The sequence below is a fragment of the Corynebacterium sp. genome, assembly GCF_022712275.1.
Taxonomy (GTDB): domain Bacteria; phylum Actinomycetota; class Actinomycetes; order Mycobacteriales; family Mycobacteriaceae; genus Corynebacterium.
The window spans coordinates 1-12,281 of sequence record NZ_JALAGU010000010.1 but is presented as its reverse complement, the minus strand read 5'-3'; the positions used below and the strand labels follow the sequence as shown (position 1 = coordinate 12,281).

The following is a 12,281-nucleotide window of genomic DNA, read 5'->3' as shown; positions in this document are numbered from 1 at the left end:
CACGACCGGCGACAGCTTCTCGGTGCTGAGTTCACTGTCGTCGGTGACGATCTGAGGATCCGGCGGCTTCTTCTCTGTTTCTCTTGTCTCTGTTTCTCTTGTCGGGTCAGTCATAACCGTCCACTCTGCCAGATATCACCGTCCGCCGATGACCCGGGTTCACCGGCGACTTGCCAGCACCGCCTCGTAGAGTTCCCGCCGGGACACGCCGTGGGCCTCGGCAACGGTCCTGCAGGCCTCCTTCATCCGGACACCGGACGCCACCTGTTCCTCGACGAGGCCGACCAGGTCCGCCGGGTCCGCGGGTCCGGTCTCGGGTGCGGCGGAGATGACCACCGTGATCTCACCGCGGATCCCGGGCCCCTCACCCTTCTCCGCGGCAGCGGTCGCCTCGGCCACCCACTGCGCCAACTCCCCCAGCGGGGCCCGCCGCACCTGTTCATAGGTCTTGGTGAGTTCCCGGCACACCGCGGCCTCGCGGTCGGGGCCGAGCACGTCCACTGCCGCGTCCAGGGTGCGGCCGAGCCGGTGCGGGGACTCGAAGAAGGAGACGGCCCGCTTCTCGTCGACGAGTGTCGTCAGCCAGCGGCGTCGGTCGCCGTCCTTACGTGGGGCGAAGCCGTCGAAGGTGAAGTGTCCCACCCCCACCCCGGACAGGGCCAGAGCGGTCGGCACGGCAGAGGGGCCGGGCAGGCAGGTCAGAGGGACGCCAGCCTCCTGGGCCGCCTGGACCAGCGGGAATCCCGGGTCCGAGACCGCCGGCATCCCGGCGTCCGTCACCACGAGGACGCGGGCCCCGCCGGCCGCGCTCTCCACCAGCCCGGCGGCACGGTCGGACTCGTTGTGGTCGTAGTTGGAGACGACCTTCCCGGTGATCTCCACGCCGAGGGCGTCCGCCAGGGCACGGGTCCGGCGGGTGTCCTCCGCGGCGATGATGTCGGCGCTGCCCAGCGCGTCGATCAGTCGGACCGAGGCGTCCAGTGCCGTCCCCAGCGGTGTGGCCGCGAGAATGATCCCGCCGTGGGGGCAGGGTCGGTCGTCGGCGGCGCGGGACAGCAGGCGGGGCAGCGGGCCGGACAGCGGGCCGGACAGCGGGCCAGTGAACTCGGGGGTCTCCATGTTCTCCGACTCTAACGCCCCGTGCTCCGCCGTTCTGCGTCCGCTTCCTACTAGGATGGCGCCCTGTGAAACCTTCCGTCGCCGCTCCCCGGGGCCGGCCGACCCGGTGGTCGGTGGTCCTCGCCGTGCTCGCCGTGCTCGGTGCGGTCACGCGGCTGACGGAACTCGGGTACCCCACCGACGAGGGGACGCCGGTCTTCGACGAGAAACACTACGTCCCCCAGTCCTGGCAGATCCTCCGCGGTGGATTGACCGGTGGAATCGAGGACAATCCCGCCTACGGCCTGGTCGTCCACCCCCCACTCGCCAAACAGCTCGAGGCCCTGGGGATGTGGGTCTTCGGCGACACGCCCTTCGGTTGGCGGATCTCGGTCGCCCTGCTGGGCATCGGTGTCATCCTGCTCACCGCGGCGACCGCGCGGCGTCTGGCGTCCTCCACCGGATACGGCGACTGGGTGGGACTGTCTGCCGGGCTGCTCGCCCTCTGCGACGGCATCCTCTTCGTCACCGGACGCTCGGCGATGCTGGACCAGTTCCAGACTTTCTTCGTCATCCTCGCCGCCTACCTGCTGGTCCGTGACCACGGGCAGATGGAGGCCACATTCCGGCGGGTCTTCGCCGAGGGGCGGATCGCCGACAACCCGTTGGGTCCGCGGGCCGGGTACCGGTGGTGGCGTTTCGCTGCCGGGCTCGCCCTCGGTGGCGCGCTGGCCGTGAAATGGTCGGGACTGTACTACATCGCCTTCTTCGGACTCACCGTCGTCGGTGTCGACTGGTGGCGGCGCCGTCGCTTCGGCGTCCAGCGTCCGCTGGCAGGCACCTTCGCCCGGGACTGCGTCCCCGCGTTCGCGTCCATGGTCATCCTGCCGGCGGTGATGTACCTGTTCAGCTGGCGTGCCTGGTTCGCCTCAGAGACCGGGGTCTTCCGCCACGAGGTCGAGGCCGGTAACGACCGGATCAGCTCCTGGGGCCTGGACTGGTTGCCGGACTCCTGGCTCAACTTCATCTACTACCACGTCTCCGTCCTCGACTTCCACGAGGAACTGACCAACTCCAACGGCCACCACCACCCGTGGGAGTCCAAGCCCTGGGAATGGCTCGCCAGCACCCGTGGACTGCTGTACTACAGCGAGACCGACGGCTCGGGGATGAAACACGTCGTCCTGCTGACCGGTACCCCGGTGATCTGGTTCCTCACCGTGCCGGTACTGCTGTGGGGCCTGTGGTGCCTGGTCCGGCGTCGTGAGATGGCCTGGCTGGTGCCGGTGGTCGGGTATCTCGCCGGATTCCTGCCGTGGCTGCTCAACGTCGACCGGCAGATGTACCTCTTCTACGCGACGAACCTCGCCCCGTTCCTCATCATCGGCCTCGCCCTGGCACTGGGACAGCTCGCCGGCTGGTCGATTGTCGGCGACCGCCCGGCGGACACCTCCCCCGGTCTCCGGCCGGCGGTGCGGCGGTTGTGGCTCACCCGTACCGGCATGCTCTTCGGTGTGATCTACCTGGTGCTGGCGGTGTGGATGTTCCTGTTCTTCCTGCCGGTCTACTCGGGCCTGCCACTGACCCAGCAACAGTGGCACTGGCGGATGTGGCTGCCCGGCTGGACCTGACTGCGCCGTCGCCGCAGGCTCAGTCCCCGTCGCCGGGCCGCCAGGTGGAGTTCCGCTCGGCGTCCCCCGGGCTGTACGCCACCGGGCGTGCACCGAGTCCGCGCAGCGAATCCCGCAGCGGATTGACCGCGTGGTGTCGTGCGAGCCACACCCCCACCACCGTCATGCAGGACGCCAGGTGCAGCAGCAGACCGGCGACCGTCGGAACATCGAGGTAGCCCAGCACCAGATCACGGGTGGAGAACCCGGCGCCGAAACCCCACAGGGCGAGGAAAACCGGCAGCAGTCCCGGTGCGGCACGTGGTCGCCACGCGCCCCAGATCAACCCGGCCGCCAGGGCCAGGCGCACCGTCGCTGCGTCCACCGACAGGCGCGCCAGATCCGGGTCACCGGCGTTGGCGACCTCACCACCTGCCCCGGACGCCGTCGGGGAGTCCGGCACACCGGTGGAGTTGACCAGCAGGACCACCGCCCAGGCAATGTAGAGCACCGCGAGCACCACCATCGCCACCCGGCACAGGGTCAGCGGCAACGACCGGCTGCGCAGCCGGTGGGACAGTTCCGGGGTGGTCTCCGCCAGCGCCGCCATCTGACGGGCCAGCTCCCCGGCGTCACGTGGTTGCGGTTGTTCCGTCGGGGCGGAGCTCACCCGCAGTCGGCGGTTGAGGTCCGCCGCCGCGGCGAACCACCCGGGGCAGTCCGGGCAGGCCGCCAGGTGGGCGTCCACCGCATCCGGATCGGTGCCCGCCGGTTCAGGTTCGCCGTCGAGCCGTGCGGACAGCGCGGCGCGGGCCTCCTCGCACTCCACCCCCGCGCCCCTAGGCGAACCGGGACAGGGCCCGGTCCAGGCTGGCCCGCCCCGAGCCGAAGACGATGAGGGTCACACAGGCGGCAGAGAGGACCAGGACGAGCTCCCAGCCACCGTCGCTGACGAAGAGTCCGTTGTCGAGGTGGACGAAGTAGAAGGCCGCGACCATGTCGAGAGCGAGGACGCCGGCGGCGGCCGGGGTCAGCAGTCCGAGCACCAGCATCGCGCCACCGAGCATCTCCACGACAGAGACCACCCAGGCCGACAGGGTGGGCTGCGGGATGTTCAGGCCCGCCCACTGGTCGGCGGTGGCGTCGATACCGGTACCGAAGGCCTTGTCCCAGCCGTGGGCGATGAAGATGACGCCCAGGACCAGCCGCAGCAGGAACAGGGCCGCGTCTCTGAGCGCAGGGTTGTTCATGATGATGACAGCCTACCCCGGGAGGGACCTGTGTCAGACCACGCGGACCGTCGGATGCCCGTCGCCGGGGTGCCCGTAGCCGTCGTCGTAGGCGTCGTAGTAGCCGTCGTCGGTGTCCGGCACATCGTCGTAGCCGGCGAAGGTGACGTCGGCGTACTCCAGGGCGGCGAACTCGGGGTCGGCGTCGTCACTCTCGACGACGACGGCACCGGGTCGACGCAACCGGTCGGGGACGCCCAGTTCACGGTCGTCGGTGTTGCGCACACCGAGCCGGGCCCGGCGCATCCGTGCGAGACGCCGGTGCTGCAGTTCCCGCTCCGCGAGTGTCTGCTTGCGCAGCGAATAGAGGTACATGCCGGTCAGCGCCGCACCCAGCAGGGTGACGATCCACAGCGAACCGGACAGCGCAACAGCCCCGATGAGGGACAGGACGGTCACGACAACCAGCACCATGAGGACGCGACGACGCCGGGACTGACGCTGCTCGGCAAGCTGTCGGGACGCCACGGGGTTGTAGATACCGCGGCCCTGGCGGCTCGCCAGGTAATCGATGTCGTCCTCGGTGATCTCGTCGTCAAAGTAGGCGGCGTCCTCGTCGGACTCCTCCGTGGTGTCCTTGACGACCAGCAGTTCATCGTCGGTGCCCACCGAGACGTCGATGTCGCCGCCACGGATGTAGGCCTCGTCCACCACGGCGAAGCGGCGGACCGGCTCGTCCGGCACGATGTCAGCGACAGGCTCACGGTCGTCCCCGGTCTCCACGTCGTCCATCTCTTCAGCCTCAGCCTCGACCTCAGCCTCAACCTCAGCCTCAACCTCAGCCTCGACGACAGGCAGCTCAGCGACGGCGTCATCGTCCCCGGTGGTGTCCCCGTCCACCGGGAAGTCGGCGTCCACGGCGCTGTCAACATCGGTGTCCTCGGCGTCCTCTGCGTCCTCTGCGTCCTCTGCGTCCTCTGCGTCCTCGGCGTCCTCTGCGATCTCTGCACTGACGGGTGCGAACTCACCGGTGTCGACGTCGTCCTGCGTCCGGTACTCGACCACGTCACCCTCGATCACGGAAGGCACAGGCAGCGGCGGGGCGACATCCGGGATGTCGTCGTAGGAATCGTCACGGGTGTCGTCGATGACCACCTGCTCCGGCTCCGCCTCCACCAGCTCGAGATCGGCGTCGGGATCGGCACGGTAGAGACTCTCCGCGGGCAGCGGACGGCGTCGGGACCGCTCGATCCCGGTCCCGCCCTCGTGCACCACCCGGGTCTCGGACAGGGCCTTCGACGTCCGGCGCACCGGAGAATGACGGCGGACGAACAGTGTGGTGATGATGAGAAGCCACACCACACCGATGAGGACGACGGAACTGAGGGAGCTGGACACGGGGGACGTATTCCTCTCACCGGGATCACGGACAGTGTGCCTGTACCGGATACGTGCCCGGCATCAGACTAGGTGACCACGAGGGTACGTGTGCTCCGCTTCTCACGGCATCAGGCGCGCCGGAGAAAATACGTAACCGGTGTTGTCTCCCGTGACTCAGGGGGCGGGAAGCACGCCGGACGCCTGCAATCCGGCGAGGACACCGCCGGAGGTCTCCTCCACGGTCTGCGCGACAAGGAGGTGGTCCCGCCACTGACCGTTGATGTGCAGGTTGCGCTGCAGTCTGCCCTCTTCGCGGTAACCGGTGCGGGCCAACACCCTCCGCGACGCCGCATTGTCCTCCAGCACCGTGGCCTCCACCCGGTGCATTCCGACCTGCCGCATCGCGTGGTCGGTACCGAGCGCGACCGCCGCCGTCGCCACTCCTCGACCGCCGAAGCCGGAGTACACCCAGTACCCGATCCAGCAGCTGCACACCACACCGTGCTGGACGTTGCCCAGCGTGAGCTGGCCGGCGAACTCACCGTCGACCTCGATGGCGAAGGGCAGGACCACGCCGTGTCGGGCCATGTCGAGCAACCCACCCACCGTGGAACGCCACATCTGCGGGGCGTGCGCCTCATGCCAGTCGCCCGGCACCGTCGGCTCGACCGGACGCAGCAGATGCTCGTCGGCGACCCGGTACCGCGACCAGCGCTTTCCGTCACGACGGTGCAGCGGACGCAGCTGCACCTGGCCAGCGGTGCAGCGCGCCTTGGGGGTGCGGGCGGGCCAGCCCGGATGCCTGTCGATCACGGTCGTCTCACGACTGGTTCGTCAGGAACATGACGTCGACGATCTCGCCCGGCTCCACCCTGGTCCGGTCCCCCGGCAGGACGACCAGACAGTTCGCCTGGCCGTGACTGCCGAGCAGGTGACCCGGTTCCCCGCCGCCGACCGCACCGAGCGGATCGACGAGGAACTCACGGGTTCCGCGGTCGCGCATCAGCTGACCGCGCAGGTAGCCGGTGCGTCCCGGCGCAGACTCGATCGCGGCGATGGTGCGTGCCTGTACGGTGCGCCGCATCGTCTCCCGACGACCGCGGAGAATCTGGATCAGCGGGCGGACCAGGACCTCGAAGGAGACCAGCGCCGCCGAGGGGTTGCCCGGCAGCAGGAAGGTCGGGGTGCGGTCTGCACCGAGCGTGCCGAAGCCCTGGACCGAGCCCGGGTGCATCGCCAGCCGCGAAATGTCCATGTCACCGAGGTCCTCGAGAACCTCCCGCAGCCGATCACTGGCGGCACCACCCACGCCACCGGAGATCACGAGGATCTCCGACCGGATGAGCTGACTCTCGATGATCTCGCGCAGCCGACGCGGTTCCCCGTTGAGGACGCCGACCCGGTTGACGTCCGCTCCCGCCTCCCGACCAGCCGCGGCCAGCGCATAGGAATTGACGTCGAAGACCTGGCCGAGGGCCGGATCACGGTCGATGTCGACGAGCTCCGGGCCGAAGGACAGCACCGAGACCCGCGGCCGCGGGTACACGAGCACCTTCGAGCGGCCGACCGCGGCAAGCAGCCCGACCTGGGCAGCACCGATGACGGCACCGTCCTCGACGACCACGTCACCGGGCTGGACATCGGAACCGGCACGGTGGACGAACTGTCCGGGGCTGACCCCGTAGAGCGGTTCGATGCGGCGTCCGTCCTGGGACGCCCAGTCCAGCGGCAGCACGGCGTCCGCCAATGTCGGTAGCGGAGCACCGGTCTGCACCCGGACAGCCTGCCGGGGCTGCAGGCGCACCGGGCGATGGGACCCGGCGGTGACTTCGCCGACCACCGGAAGCATCGGAGAGGACGCGTCGTCGGAGCCACCCGATCCGGATCCTGCGCCAGAACCGCCGTTGAGGATCTGGCGGATGTCCACCGCGCGCACGGCGAAACCGTCGACGGCAGCCTGGTTGAAGCCGGGGAGGCTGGTCTCCGACTCGACCTGTTCGGCGCACCGTAGGCCCAGCGCCTCGGAAATGGCGGTACGCACCGGCTCCGGGGTGACTGCCGCAGCGGTCACCGCCGCCAACTGCTCCTCAACGCTCTTCACGGTCCTCGAACTTTCCTGTGGCCGACACTGTTCCGGCGGACGGTCCGTCCACCTTCTGCACCATCCTAGAGAGGGCCGCTACTCGGCGGGCACCTCGGCATGGGACACGGCGTCCGCGGAAAGGCGAGTGCCGAGCCACTGACGCAGGGACGGGCCGTAGGTGTCGTCGTTGAGGGCGAAGTCGACACAGGCCCGGATGTAGCCACCGGGGTTACCGAGATCATGACGTCCGCCCTGGTGGATGTAGACATGGACCGGGTGGCCTTCGGTGATGAGCAGTTCAATGGCATCGGTGAGCTGCAACTCACCGCCCTTGCCCGGCTCGATTCTACGCAGCGCGTCGAAGATAGTGCGGTCGAGCAGGTAGCGGCCGGCGGCGACGACGGTTGAGGGGGCGTCCTCCGTATCCGGCTTCTCGACCATTCCCCTGACCTTACGGACCTGGGAACCGGCACCTTCCTCGGTCTCCTCGAGATCGAAGACACCGTAGTTCGACACCTCGTCCTCGGGGACCTCGAAGCCACAGAGCACGGTCCCGCCGAACTGGCGGCGCACCTCCAGCATCTCGTTGAGGACGCCGAACGGCAGCACGAGGTCGTCCGGCAGCAGAACGGCGAAGCAGTCCTCGTCATCATCCAGGGCGGTCTCGGCACAGCCCACGGCATGACCGAGGCCCAGTGGCCGGTCCTGGTTGACAGCGACGGCGTCCACCAGGGTGTTCACTGCCTGGACCTTCTCCAGCTGCGTGGTCTTGCCACGGGACTCCAGCGTCGACTCGAGCAGTTCGTCCTGGTCGAAATAGGCCATGATCCCCTGCTTGCGGGGGGCCGTCACCACCGCGAGACGGGAGGCACCCGCCTGGGCCGCCTCCCTGGCGATGAGTTCGATACCGGGCGTGTCGACGACCGGAAGCAGTTCTTTGGGGACCGTCTTGGTCGCCGGCAGGAAACGTGTTCCCAGGCCTGCGGCCGGCACCACAACAGTGCGCAGGCCCCCGTCATGGAGAGAGTTATCAGCAGTCATGGGGAGAAGAGTACCGGCCGTTACCGGTCCGGGTGTGGTGAGCGCGCCGACATACCCCCGATTCAACCACGTGTCCGCAGAAATTCTGTGTCCCGTCCCCCGCACACCACCCCTGCCCTTCCTTTCCGGGGGGGGTGGGATGGGCGGACTAGTCTCCGGGGGTATGGATACTTCGGCCGATACTGCGGACGACGCGGTAGACGACGCGGCGGGCGCCAAGACCGCACTGCGGGCCCGGATCCGACTGGACCGGACGCACCGGCTCCCCGACCGCGACGCGCGGGACGGAGCCGTCCTCGACCATCTGACCGCCGAACTGGACCGCCGCGACAGGCCGGGGCCGCCCCGGGCCGTCGCCGCCTATGACCCACTGCCCGGCGAACCCGGCGGCAGCGACCTCCCCGAGTCACTCGCCTCCACAGGTCGCGAAGTCTGGCTGCCGGTGGTGGCCGGTCCCGGTGCCTCACTCCGGTGGGTGAAATGGCGTGGCGTAAAGCACACCCGCTCCGGAGCCTTCGGGATCCGGGAACCGGTACCGGCCGAGGGAGACACGCCGGTGAACACCGGTGACCTTCTCGCCCGGGTACACACCGTCATCATTCCCGCGCTGGCCGTGGGGAATGACGGAGCACGGTTGGGCCAGGGCGGTGGCTTCTACGACCGCACCTTTGCAGCATCCATGTCAACAGGTGAAAACCATGACAGACTGATAGCTGTCGTGGACCATGAGGAATTCGGCGTCGCCGTCCCCGCGACGGCGTTCGACATCACGGTGGACGTGGTGGTGACCGACTCCGGAACCTTCCGGACCGACATCGCAGACGGTAGTGTCCGTCCCTGACCCCTAACAACACCTCCCGAGGAGAACCCACAATGCTCAAGGGCTTCAAAGACTTCATCATGCGGGGCAACGTCATCGAACTCGCCACCGGTGTCATCATCGGTGCCGCGTTCACGGCGATCGTCACCGCGCTGACCGACAACCTGATCCAGCCGATCATCAACGTCTTCGGCGGTGGCGGCGACGTCGAGGGCCTCGCCTGGCGGATCAAGTCCGGCGACGCGTCGACCACCATCGACCTCGGCGCGATTCTCTCGGCCGTGATCAACTTCCTCATCATCGCCGCGGTGGTCTACTTCATCATCGTCATGCCGATCAACAAGATGGCCGAAGCAGCGGCGAAGAAGAAGGGCCAGGACTCCGAGGAGGCGGCCACCGCCACCGAGACCGACCTGCTCATCGAGATCCGCGACCTGATGGCCGCACAGAGCGGTGTCTCCACACCGTCCAACGACATCCCCGAGGGCACCGAACCGGAGACCGGACGCCACTCCGCGGGATAGCATTCCTGCAGTGAGCGGCCCCGGAGGGGCTCACCAGTGCGGTGGACGCTGCTCCCGCCAGAAGTTCTCGCTGAATCCCTCCCCCTGTCCCCCGGTCACCGCATCCTGCGGCGGCCGGGGTTTCCTCTGTACCGGGGACGGTGGCGCGCCGTCAGCGTCGTGGGCGTTGCCCAGGACGCCGACGCTCCGGCGCCGCCGTCGGCCGCGCACGCCCGGGTCCCCCGTCACGCCTGGTTCAACTCACCGACGATGTAGCGCGCCAGCGGGCACAGCGTGGCCATACCGTCGCGGATCGCCGCACGGGAGGACGCCAGGTTCACCACGACCGTCGAGCCGGACACACCCGCGACACCGCGGGACAGTCCGCCGTCCATCGCATTGCAGGCCATCGCCGAAGACCGCAGGGCCTCGGACAGGCCCGGGATCCGACGGTCGAGGACATCGCGGGTGGCCTCCGGGGTGAGGTCACGAGGACCGACGCCGGTACCGCCGACGGTGATGACGAGATCCGCGCCGCCGACGACGGCGGTCTCCAGGGCCTGGCGGACACTGTCCCGGGAACAGTCCACGGTCAGTACGGCATCCACCATGAAATCCTCCTCGGAGAGGAGTTCGGCGACCAGTTCGCCGGACTGGTCGCCCGGGGTGACCCGGTCGGCGACGAGGACGACGAGCGCATGGAGCAGGGAGTGCCGCGCCGCCTTACTGTCGCGACGGTCCTCCTGCTCGTCGAGACTGAGGAAGACGGAGTCATCGGGTTCGGTGACCTCGGCATCCAACCGGTCGTAGGAGGCCTGTTCGTCAGCGTCGAGATCCTCCACTCCCCGGACGCGCAGCAGTCCGTCGACTCTGGCTCCGGTGGTGGTTCCTTCAGTCATTTCGGTGGTCCTCCCGACCCTCGGAATTGTGGTGTTCGCGTGGCGAGCTCTGTTCTACATGACCATACTATTCGGATGCGGAAAGCGTGACCTTGATCTCATGTTCGTTCCCGCCGTTGCCGTCGGTGACGGTGAGAGTGACCTCGTCGCCCACGTTGTGCGAGCGGATCGCGGCGATGAGACTGACCCCGTTGTCGACCAGACGGTCATCGACCTTGGTCACGACATCGCCGGACTTCAGACCGGCCTCCTCCGCCGGACCGCCCCCGGTGACCTCGGCGATGACCGCACCGCCGCCGGTGGTTTCACGGGTGTCGACCTGTGCACCGATCACCGGGTGGGTGGCACTGCCGGTGTCGATGAGCTGCTTGGCGGTGTCCATGGCCTGGTCGGCGGGGATCGCGAAGCCAAGACCGATGGAACCGGACTCTTCCCCGGTGCCGCCGAGCGTGGCGATGACCGACGGGATGCCGACGAGCTCACCGTTGAGGTTGACCAGCGCACCACCGGAGTTACCGGGGTTGATCGCGGCGTCCGTCTGGATGGCGTCGATGAGCGAGGCCTCACCGCCGGACTCACCGCCGGCCTGGACCGGACGGTCCTTGGCGGAGACGATGCCGGTGGTGACGGTCGAGGACAGTCCCAGCGGCGAACCGACGGCGACGACCGACTGACCGACCTGGAGGGAATCCGGGTCACCGATGGTGATCGGGGTGAGGTCGGAGGCGTCCTTCGCCTGGATAACGGCGATGTCGGTCTGCGGGTCTGTCGCGACGACCTCCGCCTCGTACTGCTTTCCGTCGTTGGTGGTCACGGTCATCTGCGCGCCGCGCCCCTCAGCCTCTGCGACAACGTGGTTGTTGGTGAGGATCATGCCGTCGGAACTGATGATCGAACCGGAGCCCTCGGCACCGCTCTGGCCGCTGGTGACCTGGATGGAGACGACACTGGGCAGCACCTTCTCGGCGACACCTTCGATAGTGCCGTCCTCGGGGGTGGAGGAGGTCTGCTCACGGTCGCCGACGACCTGGGTCGAGAATGTGGTGCCGTCCGACGATCCGCCGGAGCCGGTGTTGTTCATGATGACGCCGGTCAGTGCACTGGCGGCGACAGCCACTGCGACCACCATGCCGGCGACGACAGGCGTAGAGAAACGGCGGGGGGACTTCGGTGGAGTGGTCTCGTTCCCGGGGACCTCCGGTTGAACGGAGGTGGCGTCCTGCCCGGCTGCATCGGCCGACCCCTGGCCCGCAGGATAGCCCGGGTAGCCGGGGTGGCCCGTGGACCCGGCGGCGTACTCGGCGTGGCCGAACTGACCCGGGTACGACTGACCGGGATAGGTCTGACCGGGGTACGGGGGGCGCTGCTGTTCCTGACCACCCTGGCCCCACTGGGCCGGGTAACGGTTGTCGTCTGATCCTCCGGTTCTCCCGGTGCTGTTACCGTTGCCTGCGCTGCCGTTGTCCGCCATCGGACATCTCCATTCATCGTGATTACTGCCTGTGACGCTTCTGTGTAGACCATACTGGCCCCGGAGACTGCGACAGTTCTCCAGGCAACCTTGGAATTGGCCGTGAAGCCACCCCCAGTTCCCCAACTAGAATGACTGCCCCCACTG

Annotated in this window: 12 protein-coding genes; 3 read left to right on the top strand and 9 right to left on the bottom strand. The window is 68.3% G+C overall.

Features of this window, described 5'->3' with window-relative positions; all coding sequences use genetic code 11:
* Positions 1 to 159: 159 nt before the first annotated feature.
* Positions 160 to 1,119, bottom strand: coding sequence for a 16S rRNA (cytidine(1402)-2'-O)-methyltransferase (gene rsmI / locus Q0A27_RS01495; protein WP_291473309.1), 960 nt, complete (start codon positions 1,117 to 1,119; stop codon positions 160 to 162).
* A gap of 65 nt (positions 1,120 to 1,184) precedes the next feature.
* On the opposite strand from rsmI, the gene Q0A27_RS01490 reads away from it, so the two are divergent.
* Positions 1,185 to 2,729, top strand: coding sequence for a phospholipid carrier-dependent glycosyltransferase (locus Q0A27_RS01490; RefSeq protein WP_291473308.1), 1,545 nt, complete (start codon positions 1,185 to 1,187; stop codon positions 2,727 to 2,729).
* Positions 2,730 to 2,748: 19 nt separating this feature from the next.
* Here Q0A27_RS01490 and Q0A27_RS01485 read toward each other — a convergent pair whose 3' ends face one another.
* From Q0A27_RS01485 to Q0A27_RS01460, 6 genes are all read right to left on the bottom strand, one after another.
* Positions 2,749 to 3,537, bottom strand: a complete 789-nt coding sequence (locus Q0A27_RS01485; RefSeq protein ID WP_291473307.1) for a zf-HC2 domain-containing protein — start codon at positions 3,535 to 3,537, stop codon at positions 2,749 to 2,751.
* A gap of 10 nt (positions 3,538 to 3,547) precedes the next feature.
* Positions 3,548 to 3,958: a DoxX family protein gene (locus Q0A27_RS01480; protein WP_291473306.1), complete on the bottom strand. Its 411-nt coding sequence runs from the start codon at positions 3,956 to 3,958 to the stop codon at positions 3,548 to 3,550.
* A gap of 33 nt (positions 3,959 to 3,991) precedes the next feature.
* A complete protein-coding gene (glpR, locus tag Q0A27_RS01475) occupies positions 3,992 to 5,335 on the bottom strand; it encodes a gephyrin-like molybdotransferase receptor GlpR (RefSeq protein WP_291473305.1) in 1,344 nt (447 codons plus the stop codon).
* A 156-nt stretch (positions 5,336 to 5,491) separates the two neighbouring features.
* Positions 5,492 to 6,127, bottom strand: a complete 636-nt coding sequence (locus tag Q0A27_RS01470) for a GNAT family protein (protein ID WP_291473329.1) — start codon at positions 6,125 to 6,127, stop codon at positions 5,492 to 5,494.
* A 10-nt stretch (positions 6,128 to 6,137) separates the two neighbouring features.
* Entirely contained in the window at positions 6,138 to 7,418 is a 1,281-nt protein-coding gene (glp, locus tag Q0A27_RS01465; protein WP_291473304.1) for a gephyrin-like molybdotransferase Glp, read from the bottom strand.
* 78 nt (positions 7,419 to 7,496) lie between these two features.
* Positions 7,497 to 8,441 (bottom strand): UTP--glucose-1-phosphate uridylyltransferase, encoded by a 945-nt coding sequence (locus tag Q0A27_RS01460; RefSeq protein ID WP_291473303.1) that lies wholly within the window; start codon positions 8,439 to 8,441, stop codon positions 7,497 to 7,499.
* Between the two features lie 163 nt (positions 8,442 to 8,604).
* Between Q0A27_RS01460 and Q0A27_RS01455 the strand changes: the two genes are divergently transcribed.
* Positions 8,605 to 9,282: a 5-formyltetrahydrofolate cyclo-ligase gene (locus tag Q0A27_RS01455; RefSeq protein ID WP_291473302.1), complete on the top strand. Its 678-nt coding sequence runs from the start codon at positions 8,605 to 8,607 to the stop codon at positions 9,280 to 9,282.
* A gap of 32 nt (positions 9,283 to 9,314) precedes the next feature.
* Complete coding sequence (gene mscL / locus Q0A27_RS01450) at positions 9,315 to 9,785, top strand: large-conductance mechanosensitive channel protein MscL (RefSeq protein ID WP_291473301.1); 471 nt, start codon at positions 9,315 to 9,317, stop codon at positions 9,783 to 9,785.
* A 224-nt stretch (positions 9,786 to 10,009) separates the two neighbouring features.
* On the opposite strand, the gene Q0A27_RS01445 is transcribed toward mscL, so the two are convergent.
* Together Q0A27_RS01445 and Q0A27_RS01440 are read right to left on the bottom strand one after the other, a co-directional pair.
* Positions 10,010 to 10,663, bottom strand: a complete 654-nt coding sequence (locus tag Q0A27_RS01445; RefSeq protein ID WP_291473300.1) for a MogA/MoaB family molybdenum cofactor biosynthesis protein — start codon at positions 10,661 to 10,663, stop codon at positions 10,010 to 10,012.
* A gap of 67 nt (positions 10,664 to 10,730) precedes the next feature.
* On the bottom strand, positions 10,731 to 12,134 hold the full coding sequence (locus Q0A27_RS01440) for a trypsin-like peptidase domain-containing protein (protein ID WP_291473299.1): 1,404 nt from the start codon (positions 12,132 to 12,134) through the stop codon (positions 10,731 to 10,733).
* Positions 12,135 to 12,281: the final 147 nt, after the last annotated feature.

Coding starts and splice junctions, on each gene's coding strand:
- Q0A27_RS01455 (WP_291473302.1), top strand. CDS start 8,605: ATGGATACTTCGGCCGATACTGCGGACGACGCGGTAGACGACGCGGCG.
- Q0A27_RS01445 (WP_291473300.1), bottom strand. CDS start 10,663: ATGACTGAAGGAACCACCACCGGAGCCAGAGTCGACGGACTGCTGCGC.
- Q0A27_RS01480 (WP_291473306.1), bottom strand. CDS start 3,958: ATGAACAACCCTGCGCTCAGAGACGCGGCCCTGTTCCTGCTGCGGCTG.
- rsmI (WP_291473309.1), bottom strand. CDS start 1,119: ATGGAGACCCCCGAGTTCACTGGCCCGCTGTCCGGCCCGCTGTCCGGC.
- Q0A27_RS01460 (WP_291473303.1), bottom strand. CDS start 8,441: ATGACTGCTGATAACTCTCTCCATGACGGGGGCCTGCGCACTGTTGTG.
- mscL (WP_291473301.1), top strand. CDS start 9,315: ATGCTCAAGGGCTTCAAAGACTTCATCATGCGGGGCAACGTCATCGAA.
- Q0A27_RS01440 (WP_291473299.1), bottom strand. CDS start 12,134: ATGGCGGACAACGGCAGCGCAGGCAACGGTAACAGCACCGGGAGAACC.